We start from the raw sequence: 24,414 nt of genomic DNA, 5'->3' as shown, positions 1-24,414 counted from the left end.
AAATATATCCTATTATCAAGATAATGTCAATATTCAAATGCTTTATTACTCCGCCAACCAAATACAACAATATGTCATTCCCGCGAAGGCGGGAATCCAGCTCTGGATGCCATTCTTCAATGGCATGACAATATGGGTTATTGACCTATTTAAATACCGAAGCAACAAAGGGCCGACTATCTCTCCAGCAGGCTGTTCACAAAAGCAGTCGGATCGAAAGGCAGCAAGTCATTCAGGCCCTCCCCGATGCCGGTAAAAAACACCGGGATCCCCAGCTCCTGGGCGATGGCCAGCACTATGCCGCCCTTGGCGGTGCCGTCCAGCTTGGTGAGAATTATGCCGTCTATCTTGGCCGCCTGGGAAAATAATTTTACCTGGCTGACGGCGTTCTGTCCGGTGGTGGCATCCAGCACCAAAAGGGTCAGCTGCGGGGCCCCGGGCATCTTCTTGCCTATGGTGGAGTATATCTTGCCCAACTCGTCCCGCAGATGCTTTTGGGTATGCAGCCTGCCGGCGGTATCAATCAAAAGATGGCTGACATTTTTGGCTATGGCCGATTCCACCGCATCGTAGGCTACGCTGGCCGGGTCGGCCCCGGTTTTACTGCCGATGAACTCGACCTCCAGCCGGTCGGCCCATTTTTTAAGCTGCTCAATGGCGGCCGCCCGGTAGGTGTCCCCGGCCGCTAGCATTATTTGCTGCCCCTGCCCTTTCAGGTAATGCGCCAATTTGGCGATGGAGGTGGTCTTGCCCGATCCGTTGACCCCGATTATCAGCCACACCTGCGGCCTTACGGCCGATTCTGAATTCTGAATTCTGAATTCTGAATTCATGGAGAGGATGCCCAGTATCTCTTCCTTAAGCCGTTCCCCGGCCGACTTCCCGGATGAGCCCTGCTTTATGGCCTTCATCAGTCTTTCGCTGGCCGCCACCCCCACATCGGATAGTATCAGCAATTCCTCCAGTTCGGACTGCTCTTGGGAAGACAGGGATCCTTTGCCGGAGATCAGGCTGACCGCCTTTTGCCAGAAACCGTTTCTGGTCTTACCCAGGCCGTCCTTGACGGCTTTGATCAGGGGCACGGCTACCACTTCTTGAAGCGCCAGAATAACATGAAGGCCACCACCGAGACCAGGGCCAGCCCCATCACCATCCAAAAGGCCGACGGATGCCAGGAGAAGGGGATGCCAACGTTCATGGAGAAGGCGCTGACCACGAAGGTGGGAACCATGATGCCGATGGTGATGATGTTCAGGGTCTTCATCAGCACGTTGAGGTTGTTGCTGACGATGGAAGCCCTGGCGTCCATCATGCTGGCCAGGATGTTGGAATATATCTCGGCTTGCCGGTAACACTGGTTATTTTCAATGATGATGTCGTCCAGGAATTCCAGCCCCTCGGGCGAGAAGCCGATCTTGGCGGCACTGGTCTTGAGTTTTTCTATCAGCATGGAATTTGAGTTGATGGCATTCAGGTAATAGACCAGGCTCTTCTCCAGGGTGAACAGGTTAAGCAGGTATTTATTCTCCATGGAGGAGCTGATCTTATCCTCCAAAGAATCGGTTATCATGTTTATTATTTTCAGGTGTTCCAGATAATGAAAGATGGATCGGTAGATCAACTTAAGCAACAGGTCGTTCAGGGATGCCACCCGCTGGAACTGTTTTCCCTCAAACAGCGGAGTCTCTTCCGGCATAACCACAATCAACCTGTCCTTAAAAAGGAATATGCCTACCGATGATACCTTGAACAGAAGTTCGTCCTGGGAGGAGTAGTTCTTGGGCCGCTTGAAGATCAGGGCCGCATGATCCGGCTCGAATTCCAGCCGCGACAGCTCATCGGGGTCCAGGGCCGAAGCCAGGGTATGCTCGTCTATCTTCAGATCATCAATTAAATATTTTTTTTCTTGCTCATTGGGGCTGATATAAACCCATATCGTCCCGATTCCATTCAGGCCGTCAATTATCCTGCAATTTTCTATTTGATGTTTTTTTAACATGCGTTTTTACTCCGACCTCAATCGAATTTTACCGAGACCACCTTTGAGATGCCGGGCTTCTCCATGGTCACCCCGTAAAGCCGGTCGGCCACCTCCATGGTCCGCTTGTTGTGAGTTATCACCAGGAATTGGGTGCCGCTGGCAAAATCCCTGAGCATGGCGCAGAAGCGCTGGACATTGGCGTCGTCCAGCGGGGCGTCCAGCTCGTCCAGCACGCAGAAGGGGGCCGGTTTCACCAGGTAGATCCCGAACAGCAGGGCGGTGGCGGTCATGGCCTTCTCCCCGCCCGACAGCAGCCGGATGGACTTCATGCTCTTGCCCTCCGGGGTGGCCAGTATCTCAATCTCCGCCTCCAGCGGATCATCGTTGCCGGTCAGTTTCAGATCGGCCTCTCCGCCGATGAACAGCCGCTGGAAGATCTGGGAGAAGCCTTTCTTGATGGCCTCGAATGTTTCCAGGAACATGGCCCTGGCGGTTTCGTCTATTTTCCTGATGGTGCTGGCCAGATCCTCCTTGGCCGACAGCAGGTCGTCCCGCTGTTTGACCAGAAAGCCGTACCGCTCCTCATCCTGCTGCAGCTCCTGGAAGGCGGCAAAATTGACCGGGCCCAGTTTCTTCAAGCGATGCCGGAGGTCGTCGATCCGGCTGCGGCTCTCCTCCAGGTTTATTTCTTCGGAGGCCGCCAGGGCCTGGATATCGACCTCGTATTCGCTCCTCAGCCGGTTGGTGATGTTGTCCAGATCGTTCCGCACCGAGCCCAGTTCTATCTGAGCCTGGGAAAGCTTGCTCTGAAGCTCGTCGCTCTCCAGGCGGCTGCGGTGCATCACCGACTCGGCCTGTTTCAGGCGGTTGAGCGAGCCCTGGCTCTGTCTCTGCATCTCCTCCCGCTTGACCAGAAATGTCTTGCGGTGAGCCGCGCTTCCTTCGATCTCGATGCTCAGCTTTTCCGCCTCCTCCTGAAGCCCGGCGATGGCGGCATACCCGGCCTGATCCTCGGCCCGGAAGTTTTGGATCCTCTCCAGCGCCTCGTTCTTCCGCTGTTCCATATTGGCCGATTCCTGCCGCAACCGTTCCCTTTCCGACTGGGCCTCGGACAATGCGATCCTCAGACGGTTCACCTCTTGGGCCGCCTGATTGCGCTTCTCCTCCTTCTGCGACATATCCTGATCCCGCTGCCCCAGCAAACCGCTTTCGTCCTTGTTGCTTTCGCTTATCTCCTGGAAAGATCCCCGGGCCTGGTTCAATTCCGATTCCAGGCGGGAGATGTTCCCCTGCAGGGCTTGGGACTGTTGCTCCAATTCGTTTAACCGGTGGTTGTTCATTTCCAGGGAGGATTTGCTCTTGGCCAGGGAGCCCTCCGAGATCGTGATCTCCTTCTGGTATTTTTCCGTTTCCCGGTCGACATTTTCCAACTGTTTGTCCTGCTCCTCCAGCTTGCCCTTCAAGCTCTGGATGCCGCCAATCTCCTGCTTTATTTTTTCTTCAAAAGAGGATATCTCTATGCCTAATTTTTCAATCCTCTCCTTCCTCTGCAGCAGCCCTATCTGGCCCTGGGGAAGCTCTCCGGCTTCGATGGCTCCGGCCGAATGCAGCACCTCCCCGTCCAGGCTGACCAGGCGCACCCCGGGATATCTGCTTGAATATTCCCAGAAATTATCCAGATTCTCTACTATCACCACATCCTTCAACAGAATATTGATGATATTTTGAATCTTCTGGTCGCAGCGGACGAATTTGAAGGCGGCTCCCCTTATCCCCGGCCCGGAGATCTCCCGGCTGCCGGTATTTTCGACCGGTGCCGAAAGGGCTATCAATGTGGCCTTGCCAGTTTTTTCGGATTTTAAGATGGCTATGGCTTTTTTGATGTTGTCCAGATCATCCACCGCCAGCCATTGCAATTTTTCGGCCAGAGCGGCCTCTATCGCCGCCTGATAGCCGGGTTCCGCTTCTATCCTCTCGGCCAGGGGCGCTATGCTGCCGGTGAAATCCTGTCGCCGGGAGAGCAGGTGCTGGGCCCCCTGGCCGTATCCCTCATACTTCTGCTGCAGTTCGGACAGCAGTTCCTTTTCTTTCTGCAGGCCGGAAAGGCTTGAAGACAGTTCCCTCAGGCTGTCGTTGGCGCTTAACAGCTGTTTCTGCCATTCCCCGCTCTTCTGCTTAAGTCTTATCTTTTCCTCGGTCAGCACCTGGAGGGCCTTTTTCTGGGAATCCATCCTGTCGTTGAGTTCGGTCAGTTTCAAATTCCCTTCCTCCAGCTTCCGCCGCAGGGATTGTCCCTCCTTTTGGGCCTTGTCCTGCTCGGCCACCGTGTTCCCGTAGCGGTTCTCCAGCAGGGCCAGCTGTTCCTTGCCGTCGGCCTCCTGCTTCAGGGACTCGAACAATTCTTTCCGGGCTTCACTCAGGGCCAGCTTGGCCGAAGTAAGCTCCGATTCCAGCCCGGCCAGTCCCGATTCCTTTATCTTCAACTGCTCGGTTTTGGCCACGATATCCCCGGACGACATTTGTAGGCTCTCCTGGACCGTTTTGATCTGGCCCTCGTGTTCGCCTATCGAGGCCATCAGCAGTTTTATTTCCTTCTCGCGGCGCTCCATGGATTGCTCAATGCCGGAACGCCTTTCCTTGATCACCGCCTGGTTGTTCTCGCGTAATTGCAACTGCTCGCTGATGAGTGATATCTCCCCCTGCAGTTCCTCTATCTTCCCCTCGTTCAACTCCAGGGCCTCCCTGGCGGATGATATCTCACCCTCCTGCATCTCCAGTTTGGCCGACAGTTCGCTGCGGGCGCCCTGCCACTGCGATATATTTTCCTTAAGTTCCAGAGCCTGGACATTCAACCGGTCGCGGTCGATGGCCGCCACCTTCAGGTCGATATCCTTCAGCTCCTGGTTGAACTTATCGTAGACCTTGGCCTTGCTGGCCTGGCGCTTTAATGATCGCAGCCTCTTCTCCACCTCGCTGACGATATCCTGCAGGCGCAACAGGTCCTCGGTGGTGGCCTCCATCCGGCGCTGGGCAGTCCTCTTTTGCAGTCGGTACTTGGCCACCCCGGCCGCTTCCTCGAACAGGCTGCGCCTGATGGAGGGGTCCTCCGACAGGATGGTGTCTATCATCTTGGATTCTATCAGGGAATAGCTGTCGGCCCCCAGTCCGGTGTTCAGAAAAAGATCCACAATATCTTTTAAGCGGCAGACCTGGTTGTTCATCAGGTATTCGCTTTCCCCGGAACGGAACAGCCGGCGGGTGACCGACACCTCATTGTATTCTACCGGCAGATGGCCGTCCTCGTTGGAGAATACCAGACTTACCTCGGCCATGGAGAGGGGCTTCTCGTCCCGGGCCCCGCTGAAGATCACATCCTCCATCTTGTCGGAGCGCAGCATCTTGGTGCTCTGCTCTCCCAGACACCAGCGGATGGCGTCGATGACGTTGGTCTTGCCGCAACCGTTGGGGCCGACGATGCAGGTTATCCCCGAACCTATTTCCAGGGTTATCTTCTGGGGAAAGGATTTGAATCCGTACAGTTCTAATCTGGATAGATACATTTTTATCCCTGATTTATTGTCTTTATTAACTTGTTTTAACCAATAAGTTTAACAGATATAGCCGGTGTCGTCAATATAAATATCCGGCAAAAAACAAAGCTTTCCCGCTTCTGAGAAAGCTTTGTTTGGCTATATATAAGCCATTCTATATGGTTCCCAATACTTAGTTCATCAGGTCTGTCCTGAACACCCTCACGTCTTTGCCCAGATAGTTTAAAACATAAATGAACCTGCCGTCCGGAGATTGCGCGATCTTTAAGGGAATCAACCCCAGATCGTAATGGCCCACGAACTGCCAGGTGGGTTTATATATCAGAGCCAGCCGACCGGGGGGAGGCGGGGGGTCGCCGCCGGTGCTGGGGGGGTAGGATTGCAGCACCCATAGGTGGGTCCCGTTGGCCGAGTAACAGGCATCGCAAACAATGCTACCATACGGGAAGACCGGGCTGGTAGGCCCGCCTAGCCCCAAGGCATCGGCCAGCATCAGGGTGCGGTTGGCGGAATTGCAGACTCCGATGTTCTGGTAATCCAGATCCCAGAACAGCCCCATGGGATCGGTTCCGGTAGCCGTGCCGGCCAGTTCGTCTCCGGTGCTGGCGTCTACCCTGGCCAGCCGGTTTTCTTTGTCAAAAGTAACATATAAATTATCGTTTGACAGGTTGCCGACCACTTCATTGGGTTCACCTTTGAGTTTTAGGATTTTAACTATGGTGTCTGCGCCGGTCTGATAGATAAAGATGCTGCTGTCGGCCGAGTTGACAGCATAAAGATATTGTCCGTCCGGGGAGAAGGTCAAGTTTTTTACCCCCAGATGGCGGGGCGGTGGGATCTTCTTAAGCAAAGTTCCGGAAGTAAGCTCCATCACCGCCAGGCTGTCCCCGGTTATCTTGGCGTAGATCCGGTTTGCCTTTTCACTGGCAGCCACCAAATACTGCCAGGAACCGACCAGCCGGTCGGTCGAGGAGATAATGGTGGAATCGCCCAGGGTCAGCTCGGTCAAGTAAAAGCTGGACTTGTTGGCAATGAACAGCTTCCGGGCCTCGGGGGCGTAGTCCATGTCCACCCCGAAATAAGTAAGGTTGACCGTTTGGATGACAGCAGGAGCGATATTGGTCATCTTTATTATCAAAGTCCGGGTCTGCGCTGGTTTGATCTCCACCTGCTGTTTCCATTCCTTGCATCGGTAATACCGCAGGCTTACGGTATGCCAGCCTACCGTAATGCCGTCTATCTTGGCCGGGGTTAATCTGTTTTTGGTCTGGCCGTCTATCAGGATCTCTGCCCCCGCCGGGTCGGTAGAAACGTATAACGAGCCGATGGAGGGATAGACCGGATCGTGACTGCAACTGCCGGCCATAATTATGGCCGCCGGCAATGCCAGGAATTTTAATATCTTCATCTGTCGGCTCCTTAAAAACTGACCCTGAAACCCAGCCGCATCAGGCGGGGCATGGAACTTAGGGCCGGATTGGAATTATACAGATTGTTAAAATAATCCCACCGGTCCCATTGCTCGGATACTTCAAAGACCCCATTATGATTCAGGTCTCCGTCCTGGTCGTAATAGGGCGATGCCGAGGAATAATCCGAAGTGGGTGAGCGGGGCTGCCAGTCCCTGGTGTATATCTCGTAGGGACCGATCTCCCGCTGATAGGAATAATTGAAATTCTCCCAGTTGAAAAGATTCAGTATCTCCAGGCTTAAGTAGCCGGCCAGTCGGCCAAGTTTTATCTTTTTGGAAAATTTCAGGTCCAGTTGTTTGGTGGCGCTGCTGCGGTCGTCGCTGAGCGATTCTGCGTCGCGGGCGACCGTATCCACCGGGGCGATGGTGGACGGCAGTCCGCTGCCGTACTGGAATATCAGGTTGAGGGTGTTCTCCGACTTCACCCAATTGTCAAGGAACCCTGCTCCTTGAGCCTCTTTGCTGAAAATTGAGGCTTCCAGGGAAACTTTGTTGCGCTGGTCAAAGTCCAGGGGGATGGATTCCTGGGGCAGGGTGCCCAGCGATTCGCCCTTGACGGTGGACAGGTATTTTTCCCATACTGCCTGGGGGCTGGAGCCGGAGCCCTCAGCCTTGGCGTAACTGTACTGCACCAGCCCGGTAAAATGCTGTCCCAGGTGCTTCTTAAGGGTCACCTCAAAACCCTTGGAAGTGGCGTTGTCTATATTGCGGTACTGGTAATAGGCCTCAGGGATAGAGGGGACATATTCCACCCCTATCAAGTGGCGGATGTCCTTGCTATATATGGTGAAATCAAAACTCCATTCTTTGCCGACCTCGGTAACGGTGCCGAACTCCAGGCTGGTGGTGGTGGGGGGCCGCAGCGCCGGGTTGCCCAGGATGTTCCCCTTGAGCTCGATGGCATTATAGGCCCCCAGATACTGGTAGAAATGCTGGAACTGGGGTTGCTGAAAATATTTGCCGTAGCCCAGATGAAAGGTGGTAACCGGTGAGATGATATAAGACAGGCCTATTCTGGGGCTGTATATGCTCTTGGAACTTAAATCGATGTTATCCAGGTCCTGGGCCCATAACCCCAGAGCGGTGGCCGACACCTGCGGGTCTATCCGTTCATAACGCAGACCAAGGTTGACCACCAGCCCCTGGTATTCTATTTTGTCCTGCAGATAGACTGCCTGGGTGGAGGGCTTTTTTTCATATGCGTCAAATATCGGAACTCCGTTGGCGGTGGGATAAAGGTAAAAATTGTTTATCCGGTAGAACTTGAGATCGGCCCCCAGCTTTAACTGGTGGATGTTGTTAACCTGAGAGGTGATATCGAATTTTGCAAAGCGCTGATCGGTGGCCCGGTCCCGAAATTTCCAGTAGCTGCCGTACCGGTAGAACAGCATCCTGTCGTATCCATAGGGATTATAGCCGGCGGTGAAATGGGCCACTCCGTTTTCGTCATAGTATATCTGGTTGTCCTGGTAGTCAAAGAATCTGATGTCCTCCCACCAGTGGCGCCCGATGTCCCAGAAGGTGTCCCGCACCCCGAACTTTCCGGTGTTCCAGAACCAGCCCAGGTTAAGATTATAAAAGGTGGAGTTGCTTAATGACTGGTTGATGTTCAGGGATCCCAGCCGGCCCTTGCGAAAATCTGACCGGTAGCTCCCCGGAAAAAAATACCAGTCGTGTCCGTAATAGCCATACTGGCTCCGGGACTGGGCTCCCAGGGCGGTCAGCCTGATTCCCAGAGGTGCGGCGTATATCGCCTTGATCAGGCCGGAGTAATCCTGGCGGCCCTGGTTCGGCACCAGCTCCCGGTGGGGCTGCCAATCGTCCGTTAGCGCCAGGTCGGCTGCACCGAAAACTTTAACTTTGCCGTCATATAACGTGCGCCCGTAATCCATCTGGTAGTTTTGATAGCCCCTTCCCCACTGCTGGCTGAACAGGTCGCCGCTATTTGCATAAAAATTGAATTTCGGGTTTCCCCCGTCCTTAATGGAGGCATTTATGACGCCGGACATTACTTCCCCGTATTGGGCATCGAATATGCCTGTCAGCAGGCTAAGGTCGGAAAGGGCGTTGCTGTTGACCAGCAGGCCGGAATAGCCCTCCACCGCGTCCCGGACAGAAATGCCGTCCAGCAGGTAGCTGACTTCGTCCGACCGCCCCCCCCGGATGTAGAACTCCTGGGACCTGACCACCACCCCCGGCTGACTGGCCACCGCCTTCTCCGGGGTATCCCAGGGCATCATGACCAGATCCTCGATCTTGATGGTCCGCCTGGTGGCGGTGAGCTCCTTGTCCACTATCGGCCGTTCGGCGGTTACCACGATGCCTTCCGCCTTTATGGGAGCCACCTTTAATTTTAAATTAAGCTTGGATGTAATATCCTGGGTGCATTTGACGTCGATCACGGTCAGCGATGCATATCCCGTCATCTGGACCCGGACGCTGTAGCTTCCCGGCGGGATATTTATCAAATAATAATTTCCGCCATCATCGGTAAATGTCCCGATATTGGTTCCCACCAACGAGACCACCGCCCCGTACAAAGACAGGCCGGTTCCGGCATCGGTAACCTGCCCGGCGATCTTTCCGGTATTTCCGGCCAGGACCACATCCGCAGAAATAATGGCCATCAACCCGGCCAACAGCCGCAGATATCGCATACTGCCCTCTGCTTTAAATATTATTAATCCGAGCGGTATATTGTTTACATATATTCTGATTTGTCAACATTGCGAGGAATAACCATGTCATTCCCGCAGAAGCGGGAATCCAGAAAAATGCCTGGATGCCTGTTGGAGTTTACCCCGCACGGTGATGCGGGGCAGGCATGACACTTTGACAGGAAAATCATACCAAACATTCATTCCTCGAACGCTACGCTAAATATGTAAACTATTAAATGCACCCATTAATAATAGGGGAAGGATTCTAAATCCTTCCCCTATAGCATTCACTGGTTTACCTGATTAAAAGCCCAATCCCAGGCTGAACCGATGAATATTTTCCAGATAGCCCTTATTGGTAAAGGCATAATCCACATTGATCTTTGATGTTCCCAGCTTGCGGCCGATGCCAACGCCAGCACTCATGTTGTCGGCGGCACTCTTGGTCTCATACCAATCCGGATCGTAAAGATATCCGGCCCGCAGTGACAGGTTGGCTATGGAGTTCTTCCAGGTGTATTCGGTCCCCACCGCCACCTTCTCGTTGCCGTCGTTGGGGTGGATCAGGTCGGCCGCCGTAATGACGGTATGCTGCTGTCCGAACAGGAAGTCGTAGGCCACCCCTATTTTGAATTGCAGCGGCATGGGGAAGGCCGTGGACAGTATCTCCCAAGAGTTGCCGGTATAATTGCTGGGCCAGCTGGTGTCGGTCCATTCTGCCTGCAGGTCCTTGCCGGCGAATTTGATGTCCGGCCCGTAGTTTAGAATGGCCATCCCGATGCGCAGGGTTTTATAACCGGTCAGGTAAAAGGTGCCCACATCCAGGGCCATCCCGCCGGCCGAGACCTCGGCTATCTTCTCCCTGACGTATTTGGCGGTGACACCTACGCTGAACTTATCGGTCATGTTGCGGGCGTAGGTTACCCCCAGGGCCAGATCGTTGGCCGAGAAGGAGGAAAGCCCCTCGCCGTCATCCTCCCGGATGGTGGTGGTGATGTCGTCGATGGTGGTCCGTTCGAAATCGCCCATCGACATGAACGAGGCGCTGAAACCGAAATTGCCCATCAGCCCGGCCGGGACCACGTACCCGATGTATTCCTGATTGATGTCCAGCACCCAGTTGGTGTGGCTGAAGATGCCCTCCATCTTTTTCAGTTTGGCCACTCCGGCCGGGTTCCAGTAGAGGGCCGAAGCGTCGTTGGACACTGCGGTAAAAGCGCCGCCCATGCCTATAGCCCTGGAGCCTATCCCGATCTTCAGAAAGGTCAGTCCGGCCCTTCCCACATTGGAATATTCCGGCTGAGCCCAGCTCTGGGAGGCCAACCCCAGAGAGGCCAGAGCTAAAACAAGTATGATTTTTATCTTATTCATTTTTTACTCCTTGTCATTTTACTTGATTACGGCGAATTTACCAAGCTTGGTGCCAATGCCCGGAGCGTCTATCTGATAGATATACACTCCGCTGGCGGGCCGCTTGTCGTAGGTGGACAGCAGGTCCCATTTCTCGGTGCCGTTGTTATCGTCGAAGGTGGATTCGTGGTTGAGAACCCGGATCAGATCCCCGGCCAGGTTGTAGATCCTGATGGTGCACTTGGCCGGCAGATTGGCGAAGTAGATATTGGGATAATTCTTGCTGACATCCCAGCTGGCCCGCACCAGGTAGGGGTTGGGGACCACCTTGATATTGTCCAGCAGGCTGGCCAAAAGGGCCGCCTTCTGGGAGGCCTTGGTGGTGATGAAGGTGACCACTCCGCCCGCCATGGGATTGCCGGGCCCGGAGCAGGATACGGTCCAGACATCGCCGGTGCGCGGCCGCAGGTCCCACAGGGTGGAGATATTGCGCAGTGATCCACCATTGCGGCGGTTGAAGTAAAGCACTATGCCCGAGATGTACATGCCGAAACGTGAGGTGCCGATGCTGTCAACGTAACCGGTGCAGGTGGTGGCGGTGGGGTTGAAGCACCAGGAGGACTGGGTCATGTTGGCCTTGGTGACCCCGGTCTCCAATGGCACCTCGATATTGTTGGTCATATCCCACACCGTGGCGGTAATAATGCTGCCGCTGGGATTGGTGCCCACCGTTCCGCTGCTGTCGCGCCAGCGGATCTCGAAGTCGCTGCCCCGCCACTGCCAGGCGTTGAGGCTGGCGGTAAAGTTGCTGTTCAGAGCTCCGTAAGCCTGGGCGAAGATGCTGTCGGCCGGATAGACCCCGGTGACCGACACCGTATCCACCGCCGCCAGGGTCCATGCGTACTTGTATTGGGGCATGAACACCACCCCCCCGAACGGGACCTCGTCGTCAAAGGTGCCGTTATAGCTCGCCAAGGGGTCGCTGCCCACCATCCCGTAAGCCGGCCTGAAGTTGATGGTCTGCAGGGTGGTATCAATAAGGGTATCCTTGATAGCCGTTCCCAAAGTGTCATAAAGTGTAACATATCGCCAATCCTTCAGATCGGCATGATACACCGGATAATTTGTCCCCAGGATAAGGGTCTTGGTGACCGGCTTCCAGACCAGCCGGAAGGTGTCGTTGTTGACGTTCTTGGGAGTCAGGGCCAGTTTATATTCGTAGTCAACCGTCCCCCCGGTCCTGATGTTCGAGCCCCCGGTAACGGTGTATTCGACCACCGGCGCCTGATAGTCCACCATCGGCTTCTGCCCCACCCCGTAGGTGGCATTCTCGGTGGGGTTGCTGCTCAGGGTGGTGGGGCATTTGTGGGTGAAGTAAACGTTGGTCTGGTAATCGTAGGCCGAGACCCCGTAGTACCACCCGAACCCGTTGATCACGTCATCGTCCCGCAGGCTGTAGATCAGACCACGGTCAGTCCCCAGGGTGTCGTATTTGGCCAGCATGATGGTGCTGTCCGGGGTGAAATAATTATTGGCGTCGAAATTACGCATCACCTTGATGCCGTCGATCTTGTCGTAGTAATAGCCCGAGCCGCCGCCGTAGCTTAAGGTGGTGGCATTGAAGGCCGAACTGGGATCGGTATATAGCGTCCCCACATACTCCCTCCTGACGGGGTCGGCCAGGTCTGAGACGGTCCGGGCCCGGTAGGCGATATAGCCCTGGAAGTCGTATTGATTATACATGGACCGTTCGCTGAACTTGGTATTCAATGTGTCGGTTCCCAGAGCCGCGCCGAGGGTGTCCCCTCGGACGATTTTGGCGGTGGTGGCGGCGCCGGTCTTTATCTCCAGGGAGTCCACCAGCAGCCGGCTGGAAGCCGGCAGCCATTTCCAGGAGCCCTTAAAATAGGTGAACCATTTTTTGGTGGTATCCAGCTTCTCCCAATAGGGGTCGGGAATTAGCTCGGCCCGGCGGTCCCAGCTGATCACCACGTATTTATCGCCCGAGGTAATGGTCAGGCCCGGGGCGGCCGGCGGGGTGGCCAGCTCGAAATTGTTGTCGTAGATGGTCTGGGCGATATCCGAGGCCAGCTTCAGTTTGACGGTATCCAGGGCGGCGATGACCCCGATGCAGGTGCTGACCACCGAATCGATGCCCAAAGTGAACGGACCGCTGGACATCAGGAAACGCTTGTCCCCCGGCGGATCGGCGCCCCATTCATCGTAGGCGTCGGGGATCAGATCCCAGTAGTTGATGCCCATCATCTCCAGGTAGCGCTCCTCGTCGGTCTTGGGATCCTGATCGATGGTGAATATCTTGAAGGCGGTCATGCCCAGGGGTTCCCCCGGAGCTATGCTATGGGGAAACTGGTTGTCTACCACCTTAATGGTGTCACTGCTGTTGTTGATGGGGCTTTCAAAATAGCGGAAGCCCACCACCCCGGTCTTGTCCCAGCCGCCCTCGTTTACCGTCTGGTACTGGATGGCCAGATTGCGGGTGTAATCAAATGCGGTCCGGTCGTTGGCGTTGGGAGCGGCCTCGTCTCCGATATCGCAGTCGTTGGCCGGCCCGACATATACCTGGTTCAAGGTCTTGCCGCTCTTGTTGTGAACCTTGAAATAGAAGAAGACCAGGTCGTTGTTATCGGCGTAGTTCCAGGCGTAGCTGAACTGCTCCACCACCACTTTAAGCTGTTTGTCGCCCGAGGTGGTGAACTGGGGGTTGGCGTCGCTGTAGCGGGCATAGCTGTCCTGACGTGATTTGATGACCTTCTTGCCGCCCTCCACCAGCGGCCAGGCCGCATAATCGGCCGGGTTGGTGGCTAAGTAGACCCGGATGCTGGCGTCGCTGAGGTAGTTCTCCCAGTTGTCATTCATGTCCACCGGGCCGAACTCGTAGGCCCCGGAGTTAGGATTGTAGCCGAAGGCCACCACCTTGTTGCCGTTATCGTCCACCGCCCCCACCCACAGGCCGGCGCCGTAGATATAGCCGTGGCCCGGGTTCCGCCAGAAGCCCCCGCTTCCGACCCCGGGATTTACGAACGGCCCGTAGTTGGTGGTGTAGATGGTCCAGGCGTTGGTGTTTAGGGTCTTTTGGGACATGCCCTTATTTGGTGCAACCCTGGCTCCCGGAGCGGTGGCCGCCAGAGCCGGGCCCGCCAGGACTGCCGTTACCGCCAGCCCTATCAGGATCAGCCAAACACCCTTGGGTATGCGTTTGAACATTGACTATCCTCCTGTAAGAATAATTTAATTATTTGAATCAGATCCCGGGCCCTTTTCGATATGGGCCCGGGGTTGCCCGATTTGTCAGGGCTGAAAGTTAGAAGCTGAAACTGAGGGCCAGGCGGCTGCGACGCGGTTCGGCGTAGGCCCTGGTGTTGGGCGTCCTGTTGGCGGTGAAGGGGTCGGTGATATAGTCGTCCCAGGCCGCCACGTAGGAAACGTACTTCTCGTATTGGTCTACTTCCCCGTCCCCGTTGATATCCCGCCACTTGCTGTAATAGGGATTGGGCACATACACCGGGTCGCCCGCCCCGTCCACCGTATATGAAACGCTGCAGGGGATGGCAGAGGTTGTAAAATCGCCGAGGGTGATGATGCTGCCATCGTTCAGCGGGTTTCCGGTTACGGCAAAGACGTTGGCGACATTCTTGCGGTTTAAAAGATTCAGAACCTCGAAATCTATGGACATCTTTATCCCGGCCACCGTCAGCGAGCGGCTAAGCAACAGGTCGGTGTTGAGGGTCCAGGGCATCCGGCCCTCGTTGACCCCGCCGATCTGGACCCCCTTGGAGTTGACGATGGTATAGGGCATGCCGCTGCCGATGTTGTTCAGCAGGCTGATGGATAGGTTGGCCAGCGGTTTGAAGCCGGCGATGGCCGGTCCGAATTTTTCGCCGAAGTCAAAGTTGGTGGATACCGAGAAGGTATGGCGCTGGTCGTATTCCAAAAAGGCGTCGCTCTTGGGGAAGGGCACCGGCAGTCCGGTGGCCGGGTCGGTCCCGCCCCCGTAAATATAGTTGAGATAGCCTTCCCAGGGATCGGAGGCAGTGCCCTTGGCCAGCATCAGGGAGTAGGCCAGCTTGCCGGAGAAGATACCGTTGGCCGAGGCCCGCTTGTTGAGGGTGGCCTCAAAACCCCGAACATTGCCGTATTCCGTGTTCAAGAACGAGGTATAGTTCAGCCCGGTAATGGTGTCCTGCAACATCCGGGTGCCCAGCAGGTCGAAGATGTCCTTATAATAGACGGTAATATCTCCGGCCATATCATTGGTTAACTGCTGGTTGAAGCCTATCTCGTAGGCAATGGTGCGCTGGGCCCCCAGGTCGGGGTCTCCCATCACGGTATTGCCCCGGGCAATATTGGCGCTTAGGGATTCGTACAGATACTGCAGCTGGGGCTGCTGGAAGAAGTGCCCGTAGCTGATGTGCATTACGGTCCGGTCGGACACCGGGTGGGAGATGCCCAGCCGGGGGCTTAGTTTATACTTGGTCTCGGCATCTATATAGGAAGCGGTGTCGGTCAGGTTGAAATTGTTCAGCTTCTTCTGGGATTCGGGCATCAGCAGGTCCAGCCGTAGGCCGGCATTGACGATGAAGCCCTGAAACTCCAGCTTGTCCTGAATATAGGCCGCCCCGGTGATGGGCTTGAAATCATAATAATCCTTAAAAGGCACCGGATCCCAGGGAAGCGAGTTGCTTTTCAGGATGACATGGTGCTGTTTTACCTCCAAGCCTCCCACCATCTGGTTGAATCTGTTCACCTGGGAGGTGACATCGATCTTGCCTCCGATATACTCGGCCTTGGTTGTCTCCCATAGCCGGGCCAGCCCGAAGGTATAGAAGATCCCGGAGACCCCGTAGGGGTTATCAATGCCATAGGCATAGGCCTGGCCCTCGTAGGCGTCGTACATGCTGTCGCCGTCGGCATCGGCATCGCTCAGAAACGTATAGTCCTCCCACCAGCTGCGGTCCTTCTCGACGGTGGTGTCGCGCACCCCGGTCTGGGTTCTGGTGGAGAATTTGTTGACGGTTATATTATAGAAGGTGTTCCTGCTTACCTGATGGCGCCAGCTGGCATTGCCCTGGTAGGATTTCTGCAGATATGAATAATAGCTGTCCAACCAGTATTTGAAGGAGGCGGTGTAGCTGCCCCGCTGATCGCGGTTGGCAAAGCCTCCCAGGGTGATCTTGGCCTGCCAGGCCGGGATCTTATAGGTCACCTTGCCCTGCAGGCGATAGCTGTTATAGTCGTTGTGGGGCAGATAGTTCTCGTCGTACTCCTTCCAGCCCCGTTGATAGCCCAGGGCAATCCGGCGGGCCTTCTCGGCATCCCAGTCCGAAACGCTGGAATCGGCCCAATCGCCTTTCCAGCCTATCAGCCCCACGCTGTCGGCGGGATCCCACTCGGCCCTGCTGTACTGTATGGTATCGGCCCAGAAGTAATCCTTGGTGGGATCGTGTTCGTAATATTTATCGGGCATGAAGACCGGGCGGTAATCGTCGGTGTTGCCGACCTCGCCGGACAGGAAGTAGCCCAGGTTCTTGGCGTAGGGCGCCGGGCCGCCCAGGCTCAGTTCCACCTTGTTGTTGTTGCGGCTATCGGAGAGCATGTGCATGTCGGTGGTGAACCGGCCGTATACGCTTAGCTTATCTCCGCCCTCCTTGGTGACCACGTTGACCACCCCGGACATGGCCTCGCCGTATTCGGCATTGAAGCCGCCGGTGATGACCATCACTTCCTCGATGGCCGCAGTGTTGATCTGGGAGCCCATGGCACCGGTCAGGGCATCGGTCACCGAAACGCCGTCCACAAAAATCGCCATTTCATCGGACCGGCCGCCCCGGACGTTCATCTGGCCTCCGGAGCTGACCACCCCGGCGGTATTGCCGATGACGTTATTGGCGCTGGCGTTGGGCATGGCCATTATTTCTTTGGTTGAAACCACCCGGGAGGTGGAGGTGGCATCGGGGATGACCATCTGCCGTTGGGCGGTCACGGTGATGCCCTCGCTTAATATCACGGTGGGCTTAATTTTAAAGTTGATGGTGGTTGTCAAATCCATGATGGATTTGACATTGGTGATGGTCACCGTCTCATAGCCCATCATCCTGGCCCTCAGGGAGAATGTTCCCACCGGAACGTTGACTATGAAGTACCGCCCGTCCATATCGGTATTGGCGCCGATGGTGGTCCCCAGCAGCTCCACTACTGCGCCGGGAATCGGTTCTTTGGTCTCGGAGTCCGTCACAGTTCCGACGATCTTTCCGGTGGTGCCGGCAAACAACAAACCTCCTGCCATTACCATGCAGACCGTGACTGCAACTAAGATCTTTAGAGTTTTCATAACTTCTAATTTACCTCCAGAAAATGGTTGTTGCTTTATTCTTGCTTAATCCTTGGGGTATAAATGACTGCTTAACCTATTCCCGTTTAACAAGGATATTTTCCGAACTTTCACCTCCTCATTTATTTTTTTATTTTATATTTTGTTTTATTTAAAGCAGGATTGGGTTCTATTTATGGCTTATCGTTTTAAGGCTTTTCGGCCCTAAAGCGTCGGTTGGCATCTTCGGATCCGGCCATTACCGGCCGGAAATACCTGGATTCCGGGTCAAGCCCGGTTGAGCTCATCGGTAAGTGATAGTATGAAACGAAATGCGCCGTTGGAGCGAATGACAAGGAATCTCCCCGCCTCGAGCGACGGGGTTTAAATCAACAATCAAAGTAGTGGAACTTATGACGCACTATGCTAATTTACGCGGCAGGTAGCTTAATTTTAGGCAAACATTTTGCCTAAAAGTTGGCGGGGCAAAAGCCCCGCCAACTTAAACATGGGTTTTACTTGACTACGATCATCTTCTTGGTGGCGGTGCTGCCGGCGGCGTTCAATTGATAGAAGTAGACGCCGTTGGAAACATTCCGGCTGCTCCAGCTGACGGTGTTGTTGCCAGCCTGGCCGCGTCCGCTGATGTTGTTGACCACCTGTCCGGCCACGTTGTAAACCTTAAGGGTGTACTCGCCAGCCTTGGGCAGGTTGAAGGATATCTTGGTGTCGTTGTTAACCGGGTTGGGCCGGTTCTGGTTCAGCACGAAGGGCTGAGTGACAGTGACCGGCTTGCCGGTGATGCCCGACGGGGTCTGCCAGTCAACCACGTTGGTGGCGGTGCCGTTGTAGAAGAAGTCATACACCGCGCTCCAGGGGGAGGTCTCCCCGCCGAAGTGTGAACGAACCTTGTAATACCATACCACGCCGGCCTCTGGCATGCCGACCACGCCCAGGATGTAGTTGACGTCCAGCAGGGAGGCCAGGTCGTAGTTGTCGGCCGACCAGTCGGCGGTCTTGGAGATGGTCACCTCATATTGGCCGTTCAGGCCTATCATCGGAGACCAGAAGTAATACATGGTGTCGTTGTTGACGGTATCCATCACCGCATCGATCGGGCCGCCCACGCCGCCTTCGGCAGAGCCGCACAGCAGGTTGGGAAGGTCGATCTCCCGCGGCCTGGCAGGGGCTGCCAGCAGGGTGGCGGTGGGAACAGTCAGGTAATACAAGCTGTCCATGATAGCAGGCGGGGCCAGGATATGCATATTGCCGCCGCCGGCATACTCGGCCGCTTCCACGAAGCTGTAGTCATAGGTGGCGCCGTCGTTGGTCAGGTAGACATGCTGCAGCCAGGTGTTGCCGCCGTCGGTGGAGGCCACCCCGATGATGTCCGCGAAGGCGTTGGACCCCTGGGACATGCCCACGTAGGTGGCAAAGATATTGCCGGCCGCGTCATAGGACAGGGTGCTGTAATCGGCATAGGAACCCACCAGGTCGCCGTCGTTCAGCCCGGCCAGGTTGCCCGGGATCTCGGAGATGCGCACCCCGGTCCAGGCGCTGTAGTCGCCGGCCACGGTCGGGAAATAGATGAACAGGGCGTTCCCATTCCACACCCCGGCGTTATGGCAGTACAGGAAGTATGGTTTGTCGCCAATCCAGGCGCCGTCGAAACGGTACCACCAGCCGCCGGTGGTGTACTGATAGGGATGCCCGTTGGCGTCGGTGCCGGCCATATTGAAGAAGGCCGGGGCGCTCCAGGTGCCGCCGTTATCGGTGGAGATGGAATAGACCGGGCGGTAGTTCCCCACTATGGTGTCTTCGCACTGCTCCCAGAAGGCCACTATTGTATCGCCGCTGGGGGATATGGTGAAGTCGGCCGCATCCTGGTCGTCCCACCAGGGAGCAACCATCCAGGGCTTCCAGCCCCATGAGCCGCTTAAATCCCAGGGGGCGGTCCAGGCGCTCAGGTCGGCCGCCTTGTTGTGGGCCATGTGCAGGGTGGCATTGCCGCCGAAGGCGCTGTGCGGAAAAGCGTCAACGAACAGGTTGAAATTGCCGGCCCCGTCGTCCTGAATGGCCATGCCAGGCAGGTACATGAAGCCGGAGTCGGTCAGGTTGACGGCGGTGCTCCACAGCCCGGCCGTGTATCCGCCCTCGTCAAAGGTCAGGCAGATGGGCCAGCCAGCGGAGACGATCCGATCCTGCCAGACGATGTAGGGGGTGAAATTGGCGTCCACCGCCAGCCCGGAGTAGGTCCGGGAGTTGCGGTTGGAGACTATGGTCTGGTTGTTCCAGGTGGCCCCGCTGTTGTCGGAATAGCCCCAGGTCAGGTTGGAGGGGTTTCCGGCCGAGCCGCTGTATGTGCCATAGAGCACCTGGATGTCGGTGCCGGCGGCGTTGGAGATGATGCTCTTGCCCTGGGCGGCCGCGATGGTCCTCCAGGAATCGGCATAGCCCATGGGACCGATGGCAACGGCGCCTACCGGGGCCTTGCCGGGAGCTGCCTTGACCGCTGTCGTAGTGCCGCCCTCAATGGGAATTCCCTGATGGGTGGGAGCAGCATAGGCTGTCAAAGCAAAGCAGGCAAAAACGGCTACAAATAACAATAAACCTTTTTTCATGTTTTTCTCCTTGAGTTTTTTGATTTTAGTTACCTTTGATTAGGGTTCGGCATTTTTGCCGGCATTAAAATAAAACTCTCTGGGACTCCCTCACCTCCTTTCGAAAATTCAATTATTTAATAAACTTTGCGTATGATAAACAATTCTTCCCGTCATTCCTGCGAAACTTGTCCTCGCGAAGGCGGGGAGCAGGAATCCAAGTTTTTTATGGATTCCCGCCTGCCCACGGCCCCGATGAAATCGGAGCCTCGACTCTATGTCGGGGCGCGGCGCGGGAATGACACAAAGGGACAGTCTTCACCCTAAAATTAACATTTGCTAAAGTTGAGTATCTAAACTAAAAAGGCCATAACAGAAAACCTGTTCCAAAATTTATCTCTTGGAACTGACCTCATTTGAAAAATTACCACTTTTTATTAAAAAAGTCAAGCCTTTTTAAATAAAATTTTTATCTTTTTTTCAATCGTTGCTGTTGAAATAACAAAACCGCCACCCACTGCTACCGGCTGGTCCATCGGGTGTACATCCAGCCGGCCAGAATGGATATTAGGCCCGCCAAAAATATGCCCGCCGCCTCGGCCGATCGGTTCTGGCAGATCTGCATCAGCTGGTCGGTGCGGGAGGGGTCTAATTGCGGATATATGGCCAGGGGGATGAAGTGGAAAACGGCCCCCAAAGCCAAAAATCCGGCGCCCACCATGGGCAATACCCAGATGCCGGATTCCCTTCGGATCACCGCCAGAAGCCTCTTTAGTATCCTGGCATATAAGAACAGCGACATACAGAAAAGCGCCACTCCAACAGCGAACAGCAGTTCGGCCGGTATGGATATTTCCATATTGATTATCTCCTAAAAAATCTGGTTTATCGTAGGAATTTTTTATCTGGTTGTCCGTGTTCTGTCATCCCGAGGCTTGTCCTGAGATTGGTAAAATTTGTTGCTTTCGAAAGCCTGTCCTGAATTTGGCGCGGTGCTTGGCTTTGGAAGGAGAATGCATTCTCGCCTGACTGGCTGAGGGATGATTTGGTATTGATCCTTCGATTTGATAGGCAAGAAGCTATACTCAGGATGACACGGATTATCGTGCAAGCAGCCGGGTTCAGATTACAGGAATTTAAACCGTCGGTTTGGCAGCCGGGGCCGGGGCAACCTTTTTGACCGGGCTTACCACCTTCTTGAACTTCATGGCCCCCAGCAGGGACAGCAGTCCGGACAGCAGGAAAAAGGTGTAGGCGATCCAGGACTGCATGACGTTAAGTTTTACCTGGCTGGCAAAGGCGATGATCTGGATGACGGCGTAGACCAGGATCCCGGAGGGAGCGAAGATCATGTACTGCCAGTCGGTCTTCTTGCGCAGCACCAGCTCGTACTTCCGGGCGATCAGCCCGAACAGCACGCAGGTTATCCACAATAATATGCTGCCGGCGATGGTCACCAGGTTGGTAACGGTGACGTACCACAGGAACTCGTTATCATAGAGGAGCAGTTTGAACATGTTCACCTCCAAATGTTGATTACGGTGATTTTTTAACGGGATTTCGCTGATTGTTCATCAGCCTTCGAACCTGGCAACCTCCCTTTAATAAACATGAAAGCATAATTCAAAAAGCAATGATTCTGGTTTATTTTTTAGCGAAAAGCCTCTTTGTGTTTTTTATTATCGTCACGAATATCGCAGTAAGTTCGTTGTTCTCTTTTACGGCGGCATCGATTTCGTCAAGTTCACACCGGCAGCTTTCTGAAATCAGTTCCAGCCAATACCCCGTTTCTTCAAGTTCTTGGAGCGAAATATTAGCCTTAGAAATAAATTCCTCTTTGGATCGCGACCTGGTGGCTTCGCGAAAGTTTGCACCGACCGAGGTGCCTGACCTCAACATTTGTTTTCCGAGTATCTGGGCAACATTATTTTTAGGCAGTTTGCTGTTAGCCGGATTATCTGTAACGCAAAGTCTTTGGTCCGTATTTTCAAATCTACCATTTTTGCCTTTTGCCCTCTGCCTTTTGCTTTCTGATCTCTGATTTCTGCTTTCTGCTTTTATTTGAGCAGCATCATCATTTTATCGGCCATCTGCTTGGCGGCCGAAGGCCCGATGATCATGGAGGCGTCCTTCTGCAGGGCGTAGCAGAACTTCATCACCGAGTCCCTGGTCAGCTTGGAGGTATTCAGCTTGTGGTCGGAAAGCTGATTCTCGTAGATGGTGGCGCCCAGCTCGCCCAGGGCCTCCTCGGCCTGGGCCAGTATCTTCTCCAGGATGGCGGCGTCCACCGTGGTGGGCGGCTTGGGGGCCGGAATCTGGGACGGTGCGGCCGCCGGGGCAGGTGCAACCTGCGGGGTCGGAGCGGTTTTGGCCGGAGTGGCAGCCACCACCGTTTGGGGCACGGCCGGCGGGGCCGGGGCCGGAGCCTGGGACGACTGCTGGGCCATTATCAGCATTTCTTTTAAAGCCCCGTCCAGGGCCGAATCTATCACGCTGACATCGGCGGTGATATCGGTCAGCAGATTCAAAAATCCCTTGTCGCTGCGCCGGATGAACAGCCGGCTGCCCCCGGTGTTGACCAGCATCCGGTTGATCTTGAACTGGGCCACCTGGGAGAGGGCTTCAAAGGTCTGGGCCAGCACCATCACCGCTCGCTTGGCGTTCTCCTGGACGAACGACTTGGAGAGCGACTGGGAGATGAAGCTGCTGTCGTCGCCCACGAAAAAGCTCCCGGTCACGCCGGGCAGGCTGGATAATCGTATCAGTAATTCTTCCATAGCCGCTACCTCTTTTCCGCTGCCAGCCGGGAGATCACGGCCTGGAACTTCTGTTTGACCTCCACGAAACCGATGGAGGCGATGGCCTTTTTGCAGGTCAGGTTGACCATTTTCTCAAAGGCGTCCCCCACCTCCTTCTTGGAGATATCGGTCTTGATCCCGCTGCGGGCGGTCACCAGCCCCGCTCCGGCCTCCAGCATCTTGTCCAACCGGCCCTGGGGATCTATGTTCTTGATCTCCTTGTCCAGCATCTCCTGCCACTCGTTGGATTTTTCGCCCTTGGCTCCGAATTCCTCCAGCAGCATGTTCAGCAGGATGATCTTCTGTTTCAGCAGTTCCTCGGCCTCGGAGATCTCGGCCATCTTGTCCTCGGAGAGCAGATCTATGGGATTTATCTGGGTGGCCCACCAGGGAACCTGGGCCCCGTCCAGCTGCACCCCCAGATAGGCCGTCCCGACCGGCATGATCAGCATCTTATGGCCCTCGCCCTCGGCCACCACCGAATTCAGGTTGCCCAGATCCAGGTTGGCGGTGATCACCTCCGCGGCCGAACCGATAAAAGCCACCACCTCGCCCAGGTTTCCCGGGGCGCCGGCCGAGGCCTTTATTATGGACCCGTCCTCCTTGGAGACGGCGGCGCTGCATTTCACGCCCTCCATCTTGAGGACACTGTCCATCAGCTCAGCTGGTTCCTTGGCCATAATCTCTCCATCAACGCTTTAAATATTTTGTCCTTTAGCCGCTCTTGGCCGCCTTCTGGACAGCCTGGTATTTGTGCTTGGCCAGCATCGTCCCGTATTCCTTGATGCCCTTCTGGTGCATGGCCTCGGCGATCTGGTCCCATACCTGGACCACCTCTTCCTTGCTGATGTCGGTTTTGGCGCCGTCTTTTATCTTGACCACAAAATCGGTAAATTCCACATGGCGGACCATATTGCCGTTCTTGTCGCCGGCCGCCAGGGTGGCTTTGGCCAGCTCCATCCAGGGCTTCACCCCGGTCCCCTTGACACCGAACTCCTCCAGCATCAGATTGACAAAATCCACCTTGGCCTGCAGGATGCGCTCCACTTCGTGGGGATCCACCACCAGGTTCTTGGCCAGGAACCAGGATATGGTCTTGACCACCTCCAGCACCCCCAGTTTGCTCTCGTCGATGATGGCCCGGATGTCGCGCTTGCCGTTGACCAACGCCAGTATGGTCCAGTCGCTGCGCCGGATGGTGACAGCCGATTCTTCGGGAGCCTGGGCGGTCCTTACCAATACTGTATTGAACGGGGGGAGGGCCTTTAATATCTCGGCCATCTCCAGGCGCCGGCGGTCGCCCTCCTGCAACAGGGCATCGGCTCCGTCCTTGATGGTCTCCTCGGAGGCCTTGGCCCCGGGGGCGAACTTTACTTCGCCGGATGATTCCAGGCACAGGCCGTAGACCGCCTCGCTTCCCTTGATATCGCCATAGGCAGCGTGCACCGCCCGCCCCTTGTCGAAGTAGATCTCGCCGTAGTTCTTTCCGGCCTTGACGGTGATCACCCCGGTCTTCTGGAAGTGGAACAGCAGATAGATTATTTCAGTAAGATGGAAATCTGACAGATTGGCTTGTAGACTCATAAATAGAAAATAATGGGTATTAGAAAAATTTTGTAACTTCTTTTATACCTAGGATATTAAGTCTAATTGAAAATCTCCAATCTGTCAACAA

The 24,414-nt window shown here is 55.2% G+C and carries 14 protein-coding genes and 1 pseudogene; all 15 read right to left on the bottom strand.

The genetic code is table 11. The annotated features are described in order from the left end of the window. Positions 1 to 176 precede the first annotated feature (176 nt). The gene (ftsY, locus tag KJ869_08855) at positions 177 to 1,082 is read right to left on the bottom strand and encodes a signal recognition particle-docking protein FtsY (GenBank protein MBU1577300.1); all 906 of its coding nucleotides are present in this window, start codon (positions 1,080 to 1,082) and stop codon (positions 177 to 179) included. A gap of 2 nt (positions 1,083 to 1,084) precedes the next feature. Continuing rightward, a complete protein-coding gene (locus KJ869_08850; protein MBU1577299.1) occupies positions 1,085 to 1,999 on the bottom strand; it encodes a magnesium transporter CorA family protein in 915 nt (304 codons plus the stop codon). 17 nt (positions 2,000 to 2,016) lie between these two features. Next, positions 2,017 to 5,541: a chromosome segregation protein SMC gene (smc, locus tag KJ869_08845; GenBank protein ID MBU1577298.1), complete on the bottom strand. Its 3,525-nt coding sequence runs from the start codon at positions 5,539 to 5,541 to the stop codon at positions 2,017 to 2,019. Between the two features lie 163 nt (positions 5,542 to 5,704). Beyond that, the gene (locus KJ869_08840) at positions 5,705 to 6,940 is read right to left on the bottom strand and encodes a PEGA domain-containing protein (GenBank protein ID MBU1577297.1); all 1,236 of its coding nucleotides are present in this window, start codon (positions 6,938 to 6,940) and stop codon (positions 5,705 to 5,707) included. 11 nt (positions 6,941 to 6,951) lie between these two features. Further along, positions 6,952 to 9,660, bottom strand: a complete 2,709-nt coding sequence (locus KJ869_08835) for a TonB-dependent receptor (GenBank protein ID MBU1577296.1) — start codon at positions 9,658 to 9,660, stop codon at positions 6,952 to 6,954. 306 nt (positions 9,661 to 9,966) lie between these two features. Further along, the gene (locus tag KJ869_08830; protein ID MBU1577295.1) at positions 9,967 to 11,034 is read right to left on the bottom strand and encodes a PorV/PorQ family protein; all 1,068 of its coding nucleotides are present in this window, start codon (positions 11,032 to 11,034) and stop codon (positions 9,967 to 9,969) included. 18 nt (positions 11,035 to 11,052) lie between these two features. After that, entirely contained in the window at positions 11,053 to 14,238 is a 3,186-nt protein-coding gene (locus KJ869_08825) for a hypothetical protein (GenBank protein MBU1577294.1), read from the bottom strand. Between the two features lie 97 nt (positions 14,239 to 14,335). Next, entirely contained in the window at positions 14,336 to 17,362 is a 3,027-nt protein-coding gene (locus tag KJ869_08820; protein ID MBU1577293.1) for a TonB-dependent receptor, read from the bottom strand. A gap of 494 nt (positions 17,363 to 17,856) precedes the next feature. Continuing rightward, the gene (locus KJ869_08815; protein ID MBU1577292.1) at positions 17,857 to 19,962 is read right to left on the bottom strand and encodes a T9SS type A sorting domain-containing protein; all 2,106 of its coding nucleotides are present in this window, start codon (positions 19,960 to 19,962) and stop codon (positions 17,857 to 17,859) included. A 499-nt stretch (positions 19,963 to 20,461) separates the two neighbouring features. After that, positions 20,462 to 20,800: a hypothetical protein gene (locus tag KJ869_08810; GenBank protein ID MBU1577291.1), complete on the bottom strand. Its 339-nt coding sequence runs from the start codon at positions 20,798 to 20,800 to the stop codon at positions 20,462 to 20,464. A gap of 277 nt (positions 20,801 to 21,077) precedes the next feature. Beyond that, positions 21,078 to 21,458, bottom strand: a complete 381-nt coding sequence (locus KJ869_08805; protein ID MBU1577290.1) for a hypothetical protein — start codon at positions 21,456 to 21,458, stop codon at positions 21,078 to 21,080. A gap of 127 nt (positions 21,459 to 21,585) precedes the next feature. Beyond that, positions 21,586 to 21,941, bottom strand: a pseudogene (locus KJ869_08800) (four helix bundle protein). Positions 21,942 to 21,998: 57 nt separating this feature from the next. Continuing rightward, complete coding sequence (locus KJ869_08795) at positions 21,999 to 22,718, bottom strand: hypothetical protein (protein MBU1577289.1); 720 nt, start codon at positions 22,716 to 22,718, stop codon at positions 21,999 to 22,001. Between the two features lie 5 nt (positions 22,719 to 22,723). Continuing rightward, a complete protein-coding gene (locus tag KJ869_08790) occupies positions 22,724 to 23,419 on the bottom strand; it encodes a roadblock/LC7 domain-containing protein (protein MBU1577288.1) in 696 nt (231 codons plus the stop codon). Between the two features lie 34 nt (positions 23,420 to 23,453). Further along, a complete protein-coding gene (locus KJ869_08785; GenBank protein ID MBU1577287.1) occupies positions 23,454 to 24,323 on the bottom strand; it encodes a DUF4388 domain-containing protein in 870 nt (289 codons plus the stop codon). Between the last annotated feature and the right edge of the window lie 91 nt (positions 24,324 to 24,414).

Source organism: Candidatus Edwardsbacteria bacterium, from assembly GCA_018821925.1.
GTDB lineage: Bacteria > Edwardsbacteria > AC1 > AC1 > EtOH8 > UBA2226.
The sequence above is the reverse complement of the archived record's forward strand: the minus strand, read 5'-3'. Positions and strand labels throughout refer to the sequence as shown.